General features: G+C 69.7%; 18 protein-coding genes and 1 pseudogene. 12 read left to right on the top strand and 7 right to left on the bottom strand.

The window, feature by feature from the left end:
* Window positions 1-77 precede the first annotated feature (77 nt).
* Window positions 78-656 (top strand): annotated as a pseudogene (locus ACFWY9_RS31750) (DUF998 domain-containing protein); the annotation flags it as partial.
* A gap of 21 nt (window positions 657-677) precedes the next feature.
* Here ACFWY9_RS31750 and ACFWY9_RS31745 read toward each other — a convergent pair.
* Complete coding sequence (locus ACFWY9_RS31745) at window positions 678-1,742, bottom strand: D-cysteine desulfhydrase family protein (RefSeq protein WP_378329738.1); 1,065 nt, start codon at window positions 1,740-1,742, stop codon at window positions 678-680.
* A gap of 228 nt (window positions 1,743-1,970) precedes the next feature.
* Here ACFWY9_RS31745 and ACFWY9_RS31740 point away from each other — a divergent pair, with 228 nt between their 5' ends.
* Genes ACFWY9_RS31740 through ACFWY9_RS31730 form a run of 3 tightly spaced genes read left to right on the top strand, consistent with a single transcriptional unit; the run spans window position 1,971 to window position 4,745 of the window.
* The gene (locus ACFWY9_RS31740; protein ID WP_378340591.1) at window positions 1,971-3,356 is read left to right on the top strand and encodes an amidase; all 1,386 of its coding nucleotides are present in this window, start codon (window positions 1,971-1,973) and stop codon (window positions 3,354-3,356) included.
* Window positions 3,323-3,904 carry a TetR/AcrR family transcriptional regulator gene (locus ACFWY9_RS31735; RefSeq protein ID WP_378329737.1) on the top strand — a complete coding sequence of 194 codons (582 nt, stop codon included), beginning with the start codon at window positions 3,323-3,325 and terminating at the stop codon, window positions 3,902-3,904. The genes ACFWY9_RS31740 and ACFWY9_RS31735 overlap by 34 nt, the downstream gene beginning before the upstream one ends.
* Before the next feature lies 1 nt (window position 3,905).
* Window positions 3,906-4,745 carry an oxygenase MpaB family protein gene (locus ACFWY9_RS31730; protein ID WP_378329736.1) on the top strand — a complete coding sequence of 280 codons (840 nt, stop codon included), beginning with the start codon at window positions 3,906-3,908 and terminating at the stop codon, window positions 4,743-4,745.
* Here the strand turns inward: ACFWY9_RS31730 and ACFWY9_RS31725 are convergent.
* Window positions 4,721-5,293, bottom strand: a complete 573-nt coding sequence (locus tag ACFWY9_RS31725; RefSeq protein WP_378329735.1) for a CGNR zinc finger domain-containing protein — start codon at window positions 5,291-5,293, stop codon at window positions 4,721-4,723. The genes ACFWY9_RS31730 and ACFWY9_RS31725 overlap by 25 nt on opposite strands.
* A 53-nt stretch (window positions 5,294-5,346) precedes the next feature.
* On the opposite strand from ACFWY9_RS31725, the gene ACFWY9_RS31720 reads away from it, so the two are divergent.
* From ACFWY9_RS31720 to ACFWY9_RS31700, 5 genes are all read left to right on the top strand, one after another.
* A complete protein-coding gene (locus ACFWY9_RS31720) occupies window positions 5,347-6,210 on the top strand; it encodes an alpha/beta fold hydrolase (RefSeq protein ID WP_378329734.1) in 864 nt (287 codons plus the stop codon).
* Between the two features lie 107 nt (window positions 6,211-6,317).
* The gene (locus tag ACFWY9_RS31715) at window positions 6,318-7,778 is read left to right on the top strand and encodes a hypothetical protein (protein WP_378329733.1); all 1,461 of its coding nucleotides are present in this window, start codon (window positions 6,318-6,320) and stop codon (window positions 7,776-7,778) included.
* Window positions 7,775-8,206, top strand: a complete 432-nt coding sequence (locus tag ACFWY9_RS31710) for a FixH family protein (RefSeq protein WP_378329732.1) — start codon at window positions 7,775-7,777, stop codon at window positions 8,204-8,206. The genes ACFWY9_RS31715 and ACFWY9_RS31710 overlap by 4 nt, the downstream gene beginning before the upstream one ends.
* Before the next feature lie 20 nt (window positions 8,207-8,226).
* The gene (locus tag ACFWY9_RS31705) at window positions 8,227-9,366 is read left to right on the top strand and encodes a hypothetical protein (RefSeq protein ID WP_378329731.1); all 1,140 of its coding nucleotides are present in this window, start codon (window positions 8,227-8,229) and stop codon (window positions 9,364-9,366) included.
* Window positions 9,359-9,907, top strand: a complete 549-nt coding sequence (locus ACFWY9_RS31700; RefSeq protein WP_378329730.1) for a hypothetical protein — start codon at window positions 9,359-9,361, stop codon at window positions 9,905-9,907. The genes ACFWY9_RS31705 and ACFWY9_RS31700 overlap by 8 nt, the downstream gene beginning before the upstream one ends.
* 136 nt (window positions 9,908-10,043) lie before the next feature.
* On the opposite strand, the gene ACFWY9_RS31695 is transcribed toward ACFWY9_RS31700, so the two are convergent.
* Window positions 10,044-10,301: a DUF397 domain-containing protein gene (locus ACFWY9_RS31695; protein WP_378329729.1), complete on the bottom strand. Its 258-nt coding sequence runs from the start codon at window positions 10,299-10,301 to the stop codon at window positions 10,044-10,046.
* Between the two features lie 555 nt (window positions 10,302-10,856).
* On the opposite strand from ACFWY9_RS31695, the gene ACFWY9_RS31690 reads away from it, so the two are divergent.
* Window positions 10,857-11,120, top strand: coding sequence for a hypothetical protein (locus tag ACFWY9_RS31690; protein ID WP_378329728.1), 264 nt, complete (start codon window positions 10,857-10,859; stop codon window positions 11,118-11,120).
* An 89-nt stretch (window positions 11,121-11,209) separates the two neighbouring features.
* On the opposite strand, the gene ACFWY9_RS31685 is transcribed toward ACFWY9_RS31690, so the two are convergent.
* Window positions 11,210-12,058 (bottom strand): SAM-dependent methyltransferase, encoded by an 849-nt coding sequence (locus tag ACFWY9_RS31685; protein ID WP_378329727.1) that lies wholly within the window; start codon window positions 12,056-12,058, stop codon window positions 11,210-11,212.
* Between the two features lie 166 nt (window positions 12,059-12,224).
* Window positions 12,225-13,082 (bottom strand): helix-turn-helix domain-containing protein, encoded by an 858-nt coding sequence (locus ACFWY9_RS31680; RefSeq protein ID WP_378329726.1) that lies wholly within the window; start codon window positions 13,080-13,082, stop codon window positions 12,225-12,227.
* 232 nt (window positions 13,083-13,314) lie between these two features.
* Here ACFWY9_RS31680 and ACFWY9_RS31675 point away from each other — a divergent pair, with 232 nt between their 5' ends.
* Window positions 13,315-14,238, top strand: a complete 924-nt coding sequence (locus ACFWY9_RS31675) for an MBL fold metallo-hydrolase (RefSeq protein WP_378329725.1) — start codon at window positions 13,315-13,317, stop codon at window positions 14,236-14,238.
* Window positions 14,239-14,301: 63 nt separating this feature from the next.
* Entirely contained in the window at window positions 14,302-15,741 is a 1,440-nt protein-coding gene (gene gndA / locus ACFWY9_RS31670) for an NADP-dependent phosphogluconate dehydrogenase (protein WP_378329724.1), read from the top strand.
* A 101-nt stretch (window positions 15,742-15,842) separates the two neighbouring features.
* Here the strand turns inward: gndA and ACFWY9_RS31665 are convergent, their stop codons facing one another.
* On the bottom strand, window positions 15,843-16,796 hold the full coding sequence (locus ACFWY9_RS31665) for a hypothetical protein (protein WP_378329723.1): 954 nt from the start codon (window positions 16,794-16,796) through the stop codon (window positions 15,843-15,845).
* A gap of 249 nt (window positions 16,797-17,045) precedes the next feature.
* A complete protein-coding gene (locus ACFWY9_RS31660) occupies window positions 17,046-17,774 on the bottom strand; it encodes a Clp protease N-terminal domain-containing protein (protein ID WP_378329722.1) in 729 nt (242 codons plus the stop codon).
* Window positions 17,775-17,796 lie beyond the last annotated feature (22 nt).

Below are 17,796 nucleotides of genomic sequence, written 5' to 3'. Positions count from 1 at the left end.
TTTTTGACCGATTCCGCCTCGGGGGGGGGGGCCAGCCAGTTTGTAGTGGGTTTTTTGGGGGGGGGGGGGGTCGGCGACTGGGCGGGCCCCGGGGCCCCCTCGTCGCGATCGCGGGGATCGGCTGGAGCCTGTTCACGATCACGGTGCTGCACGTGATCAGCTCGCACGATCCGGTCTACGACACACTGTCCAGCTACGCCTTCACCGACCGCGGCACCGGCATGCTCGCGGCGAGCATGCTGTCGATGACCATCGGATCGCTGGCGGTGCTCGGCGCGCTGCACGGTGCCGGGGTCCAGCTGTCCCGGACGGCGCGGCTGCTGCTGGTGCTCTGGGCGCTGGGCCTGGCCACGGCTGCGGCCTTCCCGGCGAGCTATCCGGCGGCCCCGGACCCGGTCAGCGGCGAGATCCACCTGTACTCGTGCCTGATCGCGTTCCTCAGCCTGCCGGGCGCGGCCTTCTCGATGCTGGACACACTGCGCGGACGTCCGGAGCGCGCACTGGTCGTCCGGCGGCTGCGGCTGACCGCCGCCGCGTTCGGCCTGTTCGGGCTCAGCTTCGTCCTGGTGCGCCTGGACGAGGCCTACCACGGGGTCTTCCACGTACTGGCCAACAGCCTGCCGATCGGGATCACGCAGAAGCTGCTGCTCGTCGCCGACGTCTTCCTGCTGTGCGGCCTACTGCGCGTCGCCCGCATCGCCGAGGTAACCGGTCTCGACCGCGGCGGCGAATTCGGGCGCGTAGCCGTACAGGCCGGGCAGCCCGCCGGTGTGCACGAACACGACGTGGTCGGCCGGAGCGAAGCGGCCCTGCGCAGCCCATTCGACGAGCGCGGCGCCCACCTTGCCGGTGTAGACCGGGTCCAGCACGACGCCCTCGGTCCGGCCGAAAAGCCGTAGGGCCGCCCAGGTCTCGTCGGTCGGGACGCCGTAGCCGGGGCCGATCGTGCTGTCGCTCATCCGCACGTGGTCGAGCGCGGGCGGGGCGACGTCCAGCAGCGCGGCAGCCTCGGCGACCAGCTGCGCCAGGTTCTCGGTGGCTTCGTCGAGCGGATGGCTGACGCAGGCGACATCGACATCGAGACCGCCCAGCAGCGCGCTGCCCAGCGTGATCCCGGCCGACGTGGCGCCGCTTGCATGCGGTGCGACGACGCGGGCCCGTTCGATCCCGAGATCGGCGAGCTGGACGGCCAGCTCGCGCGTCGCCGCGACGTAGCCGAGAGTCCCGAGACCGTCGGAACCGCCGACCGGGACCGTCGCGACCTTGCGGCCTTCGGCGGCGGCTTCGGCGATCAGCCGGTCGTAGACGCGGCCGGTCTCCTCGCCGTCTGCGCAGACGTGGACCCGGGCGCCGAAGAGCCGATCGAGCGAGAGGTTCCCGGAACGCTCGTAGGCCTCGCCCGAGCGCGGGACCTTTGCCGTGAGGACCAGTTCGCAGCGCAGCCCGAGCTTCGCGCAGGCCGCGGCGGTCTGACGACCGTGGTTGGTCTGCAACGCGCCGAAGGTGACGACCGTGTCCGCGCCCGCGGCGAGCGCGGCGCCGAGGTGGAACTCCAGCTTGCGGAGCTTGTTGCCCCCGACGCCCAGCGGATGCACGTCGTCCCGTTTGAGCAGCAGGTTCGGCAGGCCGAGCGCTTCGCCGAGGCGCGGTGCGGGCAGCAGCGGGGTGGGCAGGCCACCGAGATCGACGCGGGGTACGGCGTCGAGCGCCGCGCTGGGGAAGCCGTCCAGGTCGTACGTCATCGTGCCTCCGCGGTCTCGGTGTCCAACCTGCTCCGAACGTGACCGTAGCCGTCGGCCTGCCGAGGCATCGAGGGACGCCCTCGGTGCATCCAGCGCGACAAGGGCGTCCCTCGGTGCGTTCAACGCACCTGGGGCGTCCCTCGGTGCGGCCCCGTCCCGGGTCACGAGCGGGCGAACAGCGCGTGAACGGTGGTATTGTTCGTTCGAACGAACGAGACGGGAGCAGTCATGACCGCAACCCCGCAGACCGGCCTCACGTTCGCCGGGCTCGCCGATCAGGCGCACCGCCTCGCCGAGGGCGCGGTCACCTCCGTCGAACTCACCGCAGCGGCGCTCGAGCGCGCGAAGGCGAGCCAGCCCGTCCTCAACGCGTTCCGCCACCTTCGCGAAGACGACGCCCTGCGCGAAGCCGCCGAGGCAGACCGCAAGCTCGCCGACGGCGAGCGCGCCCCGCTGCTCGGCGTGCCGATCGCGATCAAGGACGACATCGACATCACCGGCCTGCCGACGGCGTTCGGCTGCCCCGGCGAGTTCCCGGCCGCCACCGCGGACTCCCCCGCCGTCACCCAGCTCCGGAACGCGGGTGCGGTGATCATCGGCAAGACGAACACGCCCGAGCTGGGTCAATGGCCGTTCACCGAGGGCCCGGCGTTCGGCGCCACCCGCAACCCATGGCACACCGGGCACACGCCGGGCGGTTCGTCCGGCGGCTCGGCGGCCGCGGTCGCCGCCGGTGTCGTCCCCGCCGCGCTGGGCTCGGACGGCGCGGGGTCGATCCGGATCCCCGCGGCGTGGACCGGGCTGGTCGGGATCAAGCCCCAGCGCGGCCGCATCCCCACCGACGGCGAACTGTTCCACGGCCTCACCGTGCTCGGCCCGCTGGCCAGGACAGTCGCCGACGCCGCACTCCTGCTCGACGTCGCGGCGGGGACGCGGGAGAAGTTCCAGTCCGCGGCACGCCGAGCGCCGGGCACCCTCCGCATTGGACTGTCCACCCGGATTCCTTTCACCGCAACGAAAACTCGGCTCGACCCGGTGGTGAACGCGGCGACACGGCGGCTCGCCGAGGCACTGGCGGGCCTGGGCCACGAGATCGTCGAGATCGAGCCGGACTACCGGCTGATCGGGCTGAGCTTCCTGCCGCGCTCGCTCGCCGGGGTGCGCGACTGGACCACTCGTGTCCCCGACCGCGCCCTGCTCGACCCGCGCACCCGGGGCAACGCACGCCAGGGCACCCTGCTCGGCGGGCTGGCGCTGCGTCTCGCGCGCGGCGCGGAACCGTTGCTGCACCGGAAGATCGGCTCGGTGTTCGGCAGCGTCGACGTCCTGCTGACCCCGACGACCGCGACCCCGCCACCGGCGATCGGCAGTTTCGACGGGCTCACCAGCTGGCAGACCGATCAGGCGATCACCGCGGCCTGCCCGTACGCGTGGCCGTGGAATATCCTGGGCTGGCCGGGGATCAACGTCCCGGCCGGGCTCACGGGAGACGGGCTGCCCATCGGCGCCCAGCTGCTCGGCCCGTCGCATGCCGAAGAGCGGCTGATTTCCCTTGCCGCGCAACTGGAAGAGGTCGAACGGTGGCCCGACCGGCAGCCCGCGACGGCTTGGTGAGCACCCGGGAAGCCATCCTGCGCGCCACGCTCACGGTGGTCGGCGAACGCGGCGTCGGCGGCCTCACCAACCGCCGGATCGTCGCCGCCGCCGGTGTCTCGCTCGGCACGCTCACCTATCACTTCCCCAGCCAGACCGAACTCCTGCGCGAGGCGATGCTGCTGTTCGCCGAGGAGGAGACGGCGAAGCTGGCCGGCCTCGTCGAGGGCTACCGCGAGGCAGGGCTGAGCGTCGAGCAGGCAGCGATCGTCGTCGAGCACGTCATCGCGGAGCTGCCGTTCGGCACTCAGGAACTGGCCCCCCACGAGCTGTGGTTGCAAGCGGCACGTGACCCTGATCTGCGCGAGGCGTCGGAGCGGTGCTTCGCGGCGTACGACGAACTCGCCGTGACGATCCTGCGCGCACTGCACGTTCCCGACGCCGAGCGCCTGGCGGGTCCCGTCGTCGCCCTGATCGCCGGATTGCAGTTGCGCCGTCTCGCGACCGGTGCGAGCGCGGTGCCCGCGGCCGAACCGTTGATGATGCTGCTACGCGGAGCCCAGGACTGAAATGGCGGTCCCGATCCGCAAGGGCACGGCGGCGTGGCGGTACTTCGGCGACTTCCGCGACGGGCTGCTGGCGGAACAGGTACTGCTGCTCCAGGTCGCGCATCCGGTGGTCGCGGCGGGCGTGCGGGACCACTCGAACTACACCGAGGATCCGTGGACACGGCTGATGCGCACCGTCGCGTCGCTGTCGATCTACGTCTACGGCGGCGAACAAGGCGCACGGTTCGAAGCGGACCGCTTGCGAGAGCTGCACCGGACGTTCACCGGGATCGACGAGGACCGCCGCTACAGCGCGCTGAACCCGCACGCCTACGCCTGGGTGCACGCCACGCTCGTCAAGGCACCCGTTGACGCACAACGATTTTTCGGCAGTCCGCTGTCACCGTCCGAATTGGACGAATATTACGCGCAGATGTGCGACGTCGGCCGGATTCTCGGGGTCCGGGAACAGGACATCCCGCCAGACTGGGCGGCGTTCGAGCACTACTACGACGAGATGGTCGCCGGGTTCGAGCGCAACGGGGCGATCGACACGCTACTGGAAACCATTCGCACGGTGCGGAAACCGGTGCGCTGGCTACCCGATTCGTGGTGGATCCCCTTGCGGCACGCGCAGCTGTTCCTCATCCGCGCCACCCTGCCGCCAGGGTTCCGCGCACGTCTCGGTCTGCAGTGGACAGAAAAAGATCAACGGCGCTTCGAGCGTTTTGCCGCCGCCGTAAGGGTTATCGGCGCGCTGGTACCGGTTTCGCTGCGTTCGGCGCCTATGCGCGCGGTCGGGTGGCTCAACGTCTGGCTGCGCGCCCATCCACGCGCTTACCGGTTCTTCGTTCGCGCGTAGTGCGCCCGCGCTTTTGCGCGGTTGCCGCAGCGAGCCATCGAACACCATTGCCGGGTCCGGCGTGGCGAGGCGTCACAGAACCGCAGGCCGCAGTCGTCGGCGGCGCAGATCCGCACGGCGGCCTCCCCCGCCGCCAGCTCGATCGCGTCGACGGCCAGCACCGCGAACGCGGACGCGACCGGATCAGGCGGCGGCGGGACTTCCCGGCGCACGCCGCCGTCTTCGACCCGCAGGCGCGGCGGCAACGGTGGCGCCGCGGCGGCGGCCTCGTTGATCAGCTGGACATCGGCGGGGCGCGGCGCCTCGCCCTCGGCCACCGCCAGCAGCAGCTTGTCGACCGCTTCCCGCAGCGCCCGCGCGGCGATGAGATGCCCGCTGGTCACCGAGGTCGCGCCGACAGTGAAGCCCGCGAGTTCCAGCCATTCGGCGAGCGCGTCCTGGCCCGTCAACAGCTCGACGCCGCCGAGGTGCCGCGAGCGGAGGGTGTTGACCAGGTCGAGGCAGGGCCTGCCGCCGTCGAAGACCCATTCGGTGTCCGGACCGCGCATGGTCTCATCCTAACCCTTGTCGCAGGTTAGGAACTTCTCTACCCTCTAACCCCATGAACAGGTTAGAAGCGACCTCGGCCATGGCGCCGGTCAACGGACTCCGGACGCACTACCTGCGCGCGGGCGAAGGGCCGCCGCTGTTCCTGCTGCACGGCTGGCCGCAGACCTCGCACTGCTGGCACCGGGTCATCGGCCCGCTCGCCGAGACACACACCGTCATCGCGCCGGACCTCCGGGGCTACGGGCGCACCGACAAACCGCGCGACGGCTACGACAAGCGCACGATGGCGGCCGACGTCGCGGCTTTGGCAACGCACCTGGGCTTCGACCGGGTCGCCGTCGCCGGCCACGACCGGGGCGGACGCGTCGCCCACCGCTGGGCGCTGGACCGGCCGGACCAGGTCGAGCGGCTCGCGGTGCTGGACATCATCCCGACCCGCGAGATGTGGCGACGGCTCGACAGCGAACTCGGCGCGGGTTACTGGCACTGGCTGTTCCACCTCCAGCCCGACCTTCCGGAACTCCTCGCCGGGCAGAACATCGCGGCCTACCTGGGCTACTTCTTCGAGCGCTGGACCTACCAGCGGCAGGGCCTGCGTCCCGAGGACGTCGAGGAATACGTCCGCGCGTTCTCCGCGCCCGGCGCGTTGCGGGCGGGCTTCGACGACTACCGCGCGTCCTTCCCCGCCGACGCCACCGACGACGACACCGATTTCGACGCGGGCAACCGGCTCGACATGCCCTTGCTCGCGCTGTGGGGTGCCAACGGACTCACCGGGAAGCTGCCGGTGCTCGACATCTGGCGCGAGTACGCACCGGCTGCCACCGGCTCGGCGATCCCGGAGTGCGGGCACTTCCTTCCCGAGGAGCAACCCGAAGAAGTCGTGGCACAGCTGCGCGGATTCCTGATGGGCTAAGGCGTATCCCCACCCTCGGTCAGGGGCGGGGTCCCCCGCACTGGGGATGGGAATTCCCCCAGCTCCGTGACGCTTTCCCCGGCACGGACCGGTTGACTGAGCCGACAATGGGGACGAAACCACACCGGCGGCGCACGGCGCTGCTGTTCTTGCTGTGCGCACTGGGGTTCGCGCTCGGCGGCGGCGTCGCGTACGCCGACGGCGCACCCGTCGGGAACGACGTCCAGGTGGCGCAGACGCTGGGCACCCGCGACCTGACCGTCATCATCCGCCGTGTCGACATCACGCCGGGACCGCTGCACGTCGACGTCGTCACGCACGCGGGCAGCGCCCCGGGATCGCTGCGCCTGCGGGCGTCGGCGGCCGGTGCGGTGCGCTCGGAAACCGACATCCAGCTCGGTGCGACGCCCGGTGTGTACGGCGGCCAGCTGCGCGTCGAACAGCCCGGGCCGTGGGAACTCGCGATCGGCGACGGCACCGGCCCGGCCGCGACGATCCCGTTCATCGTCGCGGCCAGGGTCGTCCCGCCGTGGGAAAAGGCGGCATACGGCGGCTTCGTCGCCGCCGGGGTGTTCCTCGTGCTCGCACTGGTCGTGGCGATCCGGTCACGACGCACCGGCTACGCGCTCGTCCCGGCGGGCGGAATGGTCGCCGCGCTGGCCGTCGCGGTGACCGGAGCACTGCTCTCGTCGGGCACGCCACCCCCACCCTCGCCCGGCACACAGCTCGACCCGACGCTCGACAACGTCACCGATCCGTACGCCAACGCCCAACTGTCCATAGTGGATTACTCAAGGCCGCCGGTGAACTTCGCCGTGCACGCCGACGACGCGAAATCGGGACACCCTGCAGAACTGCGGCTCGCGTTCACCGACGGATCGACCGGCCGCCCGGCCGACGACCTGCTCGTGCACGACGACGCGCTCGTCCACCTCGTCGTGATCTCACCGTCCGGGCGACTGTGGCATCTGCACCCGGTCCGCGTCGCGCCCGGCGACTACCGGGTCCGCTTCGTGCCACCGGAACCGGGCACCTACGCCGTTTCCGCGGAACTCGCCCGGCGGGGCGGCGGCGTCCAGCTCGTCCGGTCCACTGTGGACGTCGATGCCGGCGAAAGTTCCGACCCCGCAAAGGTTCCGGACGGCCCGGGCAAGCGCGTCGTCGACGGGACGCCGGTCGAGATCACCACGACCGCGGTCGCGCCGGGCGTACCGGTCACGATCACCGCGAGGTTCGGCACCGCCGACCTCCAGCCGTGGCTGGGCATGCTCGGCCACCTCATCGTCGTCGGCCCGCTGCCGGGCCCCGACCGGATCGGCGCGGCCGCCGCGACCGCGCCGACCTGGGCCCATGTGCACGCGATGCCGCCGTTCGTGGCCGGGATGACCGGGAAACCGGACGAGACCGTCGCCGCCTACGGCCCGGACGTCCCGTTCACCTACACCTTCGCCGCGCCCGGCCGGTACCGGCTGTGGCTGCAGGCCGAACGCGGGTTCTCGGTGCTCACCGTGCCCGTCACGATCGACGTCCCGGCCGCGGCGCCGGGTACGGAAGGAGGCCGACGGTGACCGGCACCGACGCGACCGCCACCCCGGCGGCGCCTGCCCGCCGACGGCCGGTCGTGCTGATCGTGGTCGTCGCGCTGATCGTCGCGGGCGTGCTCGCGTGGCTGTTCTGGAGCGGGAGTTCGTCCACGCCGGTGTCCGCGGAGACGACATCGGGTCCGTACACAGTGCGGATCACCGGCGAGCAGCCGCGGATCGGCGGGAACGACTTCGCGCTCGAAGTCACCGGACCGGCCGCGGACACCGTGACCGTCGAGCCGGTGATGCCGCAGATGGGGCACGCGCTCACCCCGGTGGCCGCCGGCTCCGACGGGCCGGGCCGTTACCGCGCCAACGTCGGCCTGCCGATGGCCGGCCAATGGGAGCTCACCGTGTCGCTGCGCGGGCCCGCCGGGTCCGCGAATGTCGTCTTTCCCTTGCTCGTCAAATAAACAAAGAAGGAGGTCGGGGGATGGATCTCACCGCGTCGGGGGCCCGCGTGGTCACGACGGCAAAACGGGCACGCACCGGGCTCGCGCCGGCGAGCACGGTGCTCGGGGGTTCGGTGGTCTCGCTGGTCGGGCTCACCTGGGACATCCAGTGGCACAGCGACGTAGGGCCCGACACGTTCTTCACGCTGCCGCACCTGTTCCTGTACGCGGGCAGCGCGATCGTCGGGCTGGCGAGCCTCGCCGTCGTCCTGATGACGACCGCGGCGCGACGGGCAGGGCGACCGGTCGACCCGCGGATCGGCGGCCGCGCGATCAACGTGTTCGGCCGGACGTTCGCCGCGCCGCTCGGCTACCTCGTCTCCGGTGCGGGTGCGGCGTCGTTCCTGCTGTACGGGCTGTGGGACCAGTGGTGGCACGGGCTGTACGGCTTCGACGCGGTCATCGACTCGCCGCCGCACATCGGGCTGCTGCTGTCGATCACGATCTCGATCATCGGCACCACGATGGTGTTCGCCTCGGCCCACGAACACCGCTGGGGTGTCGTCGGGACGCTCGGTTCGCTGTCGGTGCTGCTGGCCTTCAGCGCGGTGACCGTGCTCGGGCTGCAGCAGGTCGACCTCGACCCGGTCGAGGTCACCCGCGCCGCCACCGCGTTGCTGTCGGTCCTGTTCGTCACGACCGCGGCGGGTTTCCTGCGCCGTCCCGGCGCCGCGGTCGCCACCGCGGCCGGGCTCGTGGTGCTGCAGGGGGTGTTCTGGTGGTTCTCGCCGTGGGCGGCCCGCGCGTACGCGGACATGGTCGGCCTTCCGGTGCGGGACTACGTGAGCGGCGTACCGGAGATGCCGTCGCTCATGCCGATGCTCCTGCTGCCGATCGCGGCCGTGCTCGAGGTGCTGTTCCTGCTCGGCACGAAACGCGGCTGGCACGCCGGCCGGGTTTCGGTCATCGCGGGCGGCGTCGGCGGGCTGCTGATCGGGGCGACGCTGGTGGTCCAGACCGCCTGGATCTACTCGAAGTACCACCCGGAGACCGTGGTCGTGCTGGCGACCGGCGTCGCGGGTGGCGTGCTGGGGCTGCTCGGCGGGTTCGCCGGGTGGCGGTTCGGCGGGATGCTGCGGTTGCTGGCGCCCGCGCGGAAGGGGGAGGACGCGCATGCGTAGGACATTGCTGGCGTTGTGCGCCGTGGCCGGTCTGCTGTTCCTGTCTGCGGCACCCGCCAACGCCTACGAGCCGGTGAACATCGTGCACACCGAGCGCGTGCAAGCCGGGCCGTACGGGATGACGGTCGGGTTCAGCACGTGGCCGCTGCGCGCGATGCAGTCGCTGGACTTCACCTTCATCCCGGACGGCGGCATCGCCGACAAGTCCGGGACGCTGTCGCTGTTCAACCCGGAATACGGCAGGTACAACCGGCCGCAGCCGATGGCCCGGCATCCGCGCAAGCTCGACGTGTGGGGCCTGGACATCCGCTCGCTGCAGGCGCAGGGCGACTGGAAGTTCAAGTTCACGATCACCGGGCCCGCCGGGACGGGCACCGGCGAACTGCCCGCCGTGCACGTCCTCGAACAGCCCGGCCCGCCGATGGGCGTCAGCTGGGCGATCAGCACCATTCCGCTGCTCGTACTCGCGGCGCTGGTCGTCATCGCCTGGCGCCGTACCCGCGCCCGGCTCCGCGGGGGTGGATTGCCCGCCATCGCGTAACCGTGAGTGTTCGTGAAGGCCGTCTCGAACTTCCGAGACGGCCTTCACGGGTTTCCAGGGCAATTCACCGAGCGAATTCGGGCAGAAGTGAGCAACATCACCCGATTGGTGTAGACCAGGACGCGGCGGGGTGAAACTAGGCGGCGGGCAGGTCGAACTGCCCGGCCTTCACCGCGACGACGAAGGCCTCCCACTCCCCCGCGTCGAACACGAAGACGGGGCTGCCCTCGAGCTTGGTGTCCCGCACCCCGACCAGGCCTTCTCTACCCAGGTTGACCTCGACGCAGTTCCCGCCGTTGGGTTCGCTGACGAACGACTTCTCCCAAGCGGACTCGTCAAACAGGGACACGGCCGTGTTCGGATCGTAATCCGCTACCGACGGATAATCCGCCATGGGTCGTACCTCCGGGCTTCGGTGGGGGCGCGGTCGTCACTTCGATCAAAGCCGCACGTCCCCGGGTCTTTCTTCAGCTCTATGGACTAGTCCGCGCGGCCAAGCGGGTGATCAACTCGTCTTGACCTCGACATGAAGATTATTCCAGTTGTAGGATTAATCGCAGCGGCCGGGGCAACGGTTGTTCGTAAGTTGCCAGCAACTCGTAGCTCGATGGCAATGAGCGACAAGCTCGCGGACCGCGACCCAACCACCGCCGACCTCATGGGGGAGGATCAGCGTGATCATCCAGGACAGCGCGCCACCGGGCGCGCTGGTTGTGGGCAGGCTCGCACGGGGGACCGTGGGCGAATCCCGCCGCGTAGTGCATGTTTTCCCTGCTGACGCTGTTGCGGACACCGGCGCGTTGATCACCGGACGCTGCGGGGAAACGCTTCCCCGTGCCGATGTCGAGTGGGTCCGGCCGGGCATGGGGATGCCCTGCGAAGGCTGCCTCGGCTTGCAGGGAACCGGGCCGAACCGGTACCCACGACCAGAACTGGGGGTGTGATCCCAATGGCTGTCCGGCTCACTTCGCTGTTCCGCCGTGAGCAGGAACACACGCACACCGGACGTCGAGCGATCGCCCACGAACTCCGCAATCGTTTCGGTTTCAGCCTGATCCAGGCACCGCTGCGCAAGCAGCCGACCCTGAGCACCGAGCTGGACCTCCCGGAGCCGCGCGCACCGCGCCACGATCCGATCCGCACCACACGTCCGCTCGAGACACAGATCGACCTGAGCCAGCTGCTGCCACGCCATCTCGGCTCCCACGTCTGACCGCCCCACCACACAAGGGAGCCCCGGGTACCTGCGGACCCGGGGCTCCTTGCTGTCCTGGCTCGGATTGTGCGCTCAGGGCGCGCGGCTCAGGGCTTGCGGCCGAGACCGCCGATCGAGCCGGAGAAGGCGGGGTCGGGGGCGAGCCGCTTGGTGGCCTTCGATTCGGCCTCGTCCAAATGCCATTCCGGCAACCAGGCGATACCCGGCTCGACGAGGTCCAGACCTTCGAAGAACCCGGAGAACTCCGCGCGGCTGCGCAGATGGAACGGCGTGCTGGACTCCTTGTACTGCTCGCGGATCCGGTCGCGGCTGTCGCTGTCCCCGGTCGGCACACCGTCGCCGGTCAGGTGGGAGGACAGGAAGTAGGAGCCGGACGGCAGCATCGAAAGGTATTGCTGCACGATCTGCCGCGCCGGCTCGTCGGGACCGAGGAAGTAGAGGACGCCGACCATGATCAGCCCGATCGGCCGCTGCGGGTCCAGCGCGCCGGTGTCCAGCGCGCGACGCCAGATGTCGGACGGGTTCCGCAGGTCGCCCTGCAGCACCGCGTGCCGTCCGGCGACGCCCTCGCGTTCGAGCAGGATCTGCGAATGCGCGACCGCGACCGGCTCGATGTCGACGTACACGCAGCGCGCGTTCGGGTTCACCGAGGCCGCGACCTGGTGCACGTTGCCGACCGTCGGCACGCCGGATCCCAGGTCCAGGAACTGCTCGATGCCGTTGCGCGCCAGGTAGCGCACACCCCGCCCGAGGAACTCACGGTTCGTCCGCGCCACCGTCTTGATCATCGGGAACGTCTGCACGGCCCGCTCGGCGAACTCGCGGTCGATGGCCCAGTTCGCGGTGCCGCCGAGGAACCAGTCGTAGATGCGGGCGGCGTTGGGACGTTCGAGGTCGACACCCTCGGGGGCGTCCGGCTCGGGGATCTGCGTCATGCCCGGGATTCCCTTCGGCAGGCGAAGACAGCGAAGGACGTCACCTTACAGTGCCGGTAGATACCAATCCGACCGGAAGTAAGCGGTCGCACAGGTCCGCCTGTTTCGCTGGTCGGCTTACTTCCGGCCTGCTTGGTATAGAAGCGCTTTCACCTTCTGCCGACGGTCAGGCCTGCATCTGCCTGCGGTAGACCTCGGCGAGCTCCTTGAGGAACTGGCGTGTCTCCTGCCGTTCCAGCGCGGCGCCGCGCAGCCTGTCCCAGGCGTCGACGAAGATGTTGAAGTCCTTGACGTCGTCCAGGTACAGACCGCCGGCGGAATGCTCGATGTAGACGAAGTCACGCGTGCGGTCCGGGAACCGCATGATCGTGAAGTCGTTCGGCACCGACGCCAGCTTGGCGCCGAAGGGCAGGACGTGGATGTACACCCGCGCGTGCCGCTCCATGCCGAGCAGGTACTCGACCTGGTCCAGCATCACCGCCGGCGCGTGGCCGCCCGGTGCTCGGCGCAGCGCGCCCTCGCTGATGATGAACCGGTAGTACGGTGGCTGCTGCTGCTCGAACACCGCCTTGCGGTCGAGCCGGTTGCGCACCAGTGACGTCACGTCCGTGGCACCGAACTCGGTGAACTGCTTGAGCATGTAGTGCTCGGACTGCAACGGCCCCGGAATCCGCTCGCCGTGCCAGGTCAGGATCTCCGCGGCCGCGGGCTCCAGATCGGTGAACGTGCGGAACCAGTGCGGCACCACCGAGCGGTAGCCGGACCAGTGCCCGCGCTGCCCGGCCGCGGCACGGGCCAGGTTCATCAGCGTGTCGGCCTCTTCGCCGTTGATCCCGAACGCGTTCAGCATCGACCGCACATCTCCGAGCTTCACCCCGACCGCACCGGACTCGATCTTGTTGACCTTGCCCTGGGTGCAGCCGAGAACCTCGGCGACCTGCTGTTGCGTCATCCGCGCCGCGTTGCGGGCATGCCGGAGCTCGTTGCCGAGCTGCTTCCGGCGCGAGGTGACGGTGCTGGCCATCGCCTTGCTCTCCCGGACGTAGAACCAGGGTGGCGGCGATCGCCGTCACCCTTGCGCGAACTTCGAACCACCCAGGTTACTGCTTCACCTTGCGGAGTTCGATGATGACACCGCGCAGCGTCTCAGGAAACGATCCGGAACGCCAGTCACCCTCGGTGTCACTCGCCTGGACCAGCGCATATCGGGATCTATCGGACAACCGCCGGGACGGTCGTTGCGGCATAGTGGGCGCGTGAGCGATCGTTCCCCCTCCGCCGCGTCCGTCCAGCAGCTCGCCGAGGGTGTCTACGGCTACGTCCAGCCGGACGGGTCCTGGTACATCAACAACTGCGGGTTCGTCGACGGTGGCGACCACACCGTGCTGATCGACACCTGCGCGACCGAGCGGCGGACCCGCGCGCTGCTCGCCGCCGTCGAGGCCACGACGTCCAGGCCGGCGGCCACGCTGGTCAACACCCATCACCACGGCGATCACACGAACGGTAACTACCTCGCGGCCGGGGCGACGATCATCGGGCACCGCAAGACGCGTGCGGAGCTGCTCGCCACGGGCATCCAGTCGTACGAGGGCATCTTCACCGGCAGCGACTGGGGGCATCTGGAGCTGCGCGTGCCCGACGTGGTCTTCGACGATCGGCTGACCGTGTACGCCGGGGACGTCGAGATGCAGCTCATCCACCCAGGGCACGCGGCGCACACCACCAACGACGTGCTCGTGTGGCTGCCCGCGCAGCGGGTCCTCTACTGCGGGGACCTGGTGTTCAACGGCGGCAGCCCGTTCGCGGTGATGGGCTCGGTCGCGGGCTGGCTGGCCGCGCTGGACATCCTGCGCGAGCTGGAGCCGCGGGTGATCCTCCCGGGGCACGGCCCGGTGTGCGGACTGGCGGAGGTCGAGGTCGTCGCGCGGTATCTCCGGTTCGTCCAGGAGACCGCCGAGCGGGGCAAGTCGGCCGGGCTCGCGCCGCTGGAGGTGGTGAAGGACACCGACCTCGGCGAGTTCGCCGCGATGTCCGAGCAGGAACGGCTGGTCGGGAACCTGCATCGCGCATACGCCGAGCTGGACGGACAGTCGTGGGGCGCGCCGATCGACCTGGCCGCCGCGCTCACCGACATGATCGCCTTCAACGGCGGGGCGCCCATCCGCTGCTTCTCCTGAGTACGGCAAGCGGGACTAGTGTCTGAATCGAGAGAGACGAGTGTTCTCGAAAGGGCTGTGCGAATGAGCAAGAAAGCGAGCATCGGGGTCACCGGGCTGGCGGTCATGGGCCGGAACCTGGCGCGGAACCTCGCCCGGCACGGGCACACGGTCGCCCTGCACAACCGGTCCGAGGAGCGGACCCGTGCGCTGGTGGACCAGTTCGGCGACGAGGGCGACTTCATCCCGGCGTACTCCGCGCAGGAGTTCGTCGACGCGCTGGAGCGACCGCGCCAGGTCGTGATCATGGTCAAGGCCGGCGCCCCGACCGACGCGGTGATCGAGGAGTTCGCGCCGCTGCTGGAACCGGGCGACGTCATCGTCGACGCGGGCAACGCACACTTCGCCGACACCCGTCGCCGCGAGGCGTCGCTGCGCGAGCGGGGCCTGCACTTCGTCGGCACCGGCGTCTCGGGTGGCGAGGAAGGCGCGCTGCACGGGCCGAGCATCATGCCCGGCGGGTCGGTGGAGTCGTACGAATCGCTCGGACCGCTGTTCGAGGACATCTCGGCGAAGGTCGACGGCGAGCCGTGCTGCACGCACGTCGGGGCCGACGGCGCCGGGCACTTCGTGAAGATGGTGCACAACGGCATCGAGTACGCCGACATGCAGCTCATCGCCGAGTCGTTCGACCTGCTGCGCGGCGCGGGCGGCTATTCCCCCGCCGAGATCGCCTCGGTGTTCCGGACCTGGAACACCGGACGGCTGGACTCCTACCTGATCGAGATCACCGCCGAAGTGCTGGCGCACGTCGACGCCGCATCCGGCAAGCCGTTCGTCGACGTCGTCGCGGACGCCGCGGAGCAGAAGGGCACCGGCCGCTGGACCGTCCAAATCGGACTCGACCTGGGCGTCCCGATCTCGGGGATCGCCGAAGCGGTGTTCGCGCGCTCGCTGTCGGGCTCGACTGGTTTGCGCGCGGCCGCTCGCGGACTCGGCGGCCCTTCGCGTGCTCCGCTGTCGGGGTCCGCTTTGGACCGTTTCGCGGACGATGTCGAGCAGGCGCTGTACGCGTCGAAGGTCGTTGCGTACGCGCAGGGCTTCAACCAGATCCAGGCCGGGGCGACCGAATACGGCTGGGACATCGACCTCGGCCGCGTCGCGGCGATCTGGCGTGGCGGCTGCATCATCCGGGCGAAGTTCCTGAACGACATCACCTCCGCCTACGCCGCCGAACCCACGTTGCCTACGCTCCTGACCTCCGGTGGTTTCCGGAAGGCCGTCGAAGATGCTCAGGACTCTTGGCGTTCGGTGATCTCGACCGCGGTGTCGCTGGGCATCCCGACCCCGGGCTTCTCGACCGCGCTGGCCTACTACGACGGCCTGCGCGCGGACCGGCTCCCGGCCGCGCTGGTCCAGGGACAACGGGACTTCTTCGGCGCGCACACCTACCGCCGGGTGGACCGGGACGGCTCGTTCCACACCGCTTGGGCCGCCGAGGGCCGCCCCGAATCCCCCGCGTGAGCCGCGCGCTCGTGAGTTGATCCGAGGGACGCCCTCGGTGCACTCAACGCAGCGAGGGACGCCCTTGGTGCATCGAACGCACCTAGGGCGTCCCTCGGTGTTCAGGCGAGCACCCTGACGTTCGGACGTGGGCGAGCGGCGGCAGCACGATAAGCCGCTCGGAGTTCGGCGATCACAGCATCGGTATCCGTGCGCAGCCGCGCCGGCAGAGTCTGGAGCACGAGGACTCCCGCGGCGGCATAGCGACCGTTCCGAGCCAAAGTCCTGGCGTATCCCTCCGGATCTAGGTGATACGCGAATGAATCGATCTCCCACGCCAAGCCCACCTCATCGAACCAGGCATCCGGCTTGGCGATGATCACACCATTCCTGTCCAGCAGCCGGTGATTCCACAGTGGAGCCGGCAGTTCGCTCCGCTGCCACAACTGCTCGGCGTCGATCTCCGCAACCGACTCCGTGCCCGCCATCAACTCCGCGATAATCCTCCGTGGGATCGCGCTTCCCCGGCTGCTTCCCGCCTCGAGCTCACAGGAAAGCGCCGAGACCGAAGCAAAACCCCGTTGAACGCACTCCGAAAGCAATGCGCGAGCCGAACGCAGGTCGGACATCCGCCGTACGGTATCGAGAACCGCACGGGCGGCGGGCGCGACAGGCATGCCCGCGCGCTTGATCGGCCGTGGCATACGACGAGTGCGTTCGATGAGCACGAACCCGCTGCTCTGAACCTTGCAGCCATGTGGCGTGAGCACATGCACGGGCCCGCTGCCGGGGATCGAGCGCAGTCTGTGAGCACGACAGGCCTCGGAGCCGGTCACCACTGCTGCCGACCCCGCGTAGAGCTCCGCCGCGGCAAGCATTTGTTCCCGGCTCGGTGTTGTCTTGTACAGCGAGAGCACTCCGGGAAGGAGGCGCTGCCATGGACCATCGGGCCGGCAACGCCGATATGCGGTGTATCGCGGAACGCCCAGTTCCACCAACCTTTCCGCTCTGATGACGCCGTGTTTGCTGTTGTCGACGAGAAGCTCGGGGTCGACTCCCCACAACCCGCGTTTCATCACGCAATCGTGAGTCTCGAAGCCGGGGCGGCGCCACCGGCAGCTCCCGATCTGTGGACAACAGTGGCGGTTGTGGATAGATCCGAGGGACGCCCTCGGTGCATCCAGCGCAGCGAGGGACGCCCTTGGTGCATCGAACGCACCCAGGGCGTCCCTCGGTGTTCAGGCGAGCAGCGTCACCAGGGCCGCCGCGACCAGCACCACCCACCACCAGACCCGGGCTCTGCCCCAGCGCATGGCGGGCCGGGCTCATTCCGCGCGGGTGGCGAGGATTTCGGCGATGACTTCGAGGATCTTCGCCTCGACCTTGTCCTTCTTGACGCCGAGGCTGTCGAGGACCTCGAAGCCCACGCCTTCGCCCTGTTCGAGCAGGGCCAGCAGGATGTGCTCGGTACCGATGTAGTTGTGCCCGAGCCGCAGCCCCTCGCGCAGCGTCAGTTCGAGTGCTTTCTTGGACCCGGCGCCGAAGGGCACCTTGAACGGCACCGGGTCGACCGGTTCGGGCAGCCGTGCTTCGGCCGCCTCGCGGACGGCTTCGAGCTCGACACCCTGCGCCAGGATCGCGCTCGCCGCCAGCGCCGCGGGTTCCGAGAGCAGGCCGAGCACCAGGTGCACGGTCTCGATGCTGCCGTTCGACGCGTCGCTGGCGGCCTTTTCGGCGGCCACGATCACGTGCCGCGCGCGGTCGGTGTAGCGGCCGAAGACGTTCTGGATCTTGCCGCCGCCGGTGTCGTCCTTCGGCACGAAGCGCTTTTGCGCGGCCTGCTTCGTGACCCCCATGCTCTTGCCGATGTCGGTCCACGAGGCACCGGACCGCCGGGCCTGGTCGACGAAGTGGCCGATCAGGTGGTCGGCCACTTCGCCGAGGTGCTCGCCCACGTAGACCGCGTCGGACAGCTGGGCGAGGACGTCCTTGTCGTTGTTGCTCTTGATCGCGCTGATCAGGTCGTCGAGTTTGATCGGAGTGGGTAACGTCATGCCGTCAACTGTAGGTTGACGA

This window comes from Amycolatopsis sp. NPDC059027 (assembly GCF_042739735.1).
Classification (GTDB): Bacteria; Actinomycetota; Actinomycetes; order Mycobacteriales; family Pseudonocardiaceae; genus Amycolatopsis.
This window is presented reverse-complemented; position numbering and strand designations above follow the sequence as displayed.

Bases quoted from the DNA above. Each gene is read 5' to 3' on its own strand.
- ACFWY9_RS31745 (WP_378329738.1), bottom strand. From the start codon at position 1,742: ATGACGTACGACCTGGACGGCTTCCCCAGCGCGGCGCTCGACGCCGTA.
- ACFWY9_RS31740 (WP_378340591.1), top strand. From the start codon at position 1,971: ATGACCGCAACCCCGCAGACCGGCCTCACGTTCGCCGGGCTCGCCGAT.
- ACFWY9_RS31730 (WP_378329736.1), top strand. From the start codon at position 3,906: ATGGCGGTCCCGATCCGCAAGGGCACGGCGGCGTGGCGGTACTTCGGC.
- ACFWY9_RS31725 (WP_378329735.1), bottom strand. From the start codon at position 5,293: ATGCGCGGTCCGGACACCGAATGGGTCTTCGACGGCGGCAGGCCCTGC.
- ACFWY9_RS31720 (WP_378329734.1), top strand. From the start codon at position 5,347: ATGAACAGGTTAGAAGCGACCTCGGCCATGGCGCCGGTCAACGGACTC.
- ACFWY9_RS31715 (WP_378329733.1), top strand. From the start codon at position 6,318: ATGGGGACGAAACCACACCGGCGGCGCACGGCGCTGCTGTTCTTGCTG.
- ACFWY9_RS31705 (WP_378329731.1), top strand. From the start codon at position 8,227: ATGGATCTCACCGCGTCGGGGGCCCGCGTGGTCACGACGGCAAAACGG.
- ACFWY9_RS31700 (WP_378329730.1), top strand. From the start codon at position 9,359: ATGCGTAGGACATTGCTGGCGTTGTGCGCCGTGGCCGGTCTGCTGTTC.
- ACFWY9_RS31695 (WP_378329729.1), bottom strand. From the start codon at position 10,301: ATGGCGGATTATCCGTCGGTAGCGGATTACGATCCGAACACGGCCGTG.
- ACFWY9_RS31690 (WP_378329728.1), top strand. From the start codon at position 10,857: ATGGCTGTCCGGCTCACTTCGCTGTTCCGCCGTGAGCAGGAACACACG.
- ACFWY9_RS31685 (WP_378329727.1), bottom strand. From the start codon at position 12,058: ATGACGCAGATCCCCGAGCCGGACGCCCCCGAGGGTGTCGACCTCGAA.
- ACFWY9_RS31680 (WP_378329726.1), bottom strand. From the start codon at position 13,082: ATGGCCAGCACCGTCACCTCGCGCCGGAAGCAGCTCGGCAACGAGCTC.
- gndA (WP_378329724.1), top strand. From the start codon at position 14,302: ATGAGCAAGAAAGCGAGCATCGGGGTCACCGGGCTGGCGGTCATGGGC.
- ACFWY9_RS31665 (WP_378329723.1), bottom strand. From the start codon at position 16,796: ATGAAACGCGGGTTGTGGGGAGTCGACCCCGAGCTTCTCGTCGACAAC.
- ACFWY9_RS31660 (WP_378329722.1), bottom strand. From the start codon at position 17,774: ATGACGTTACCCACTCCGATCAAACTCGACGACCTGATCAGCGCGATC.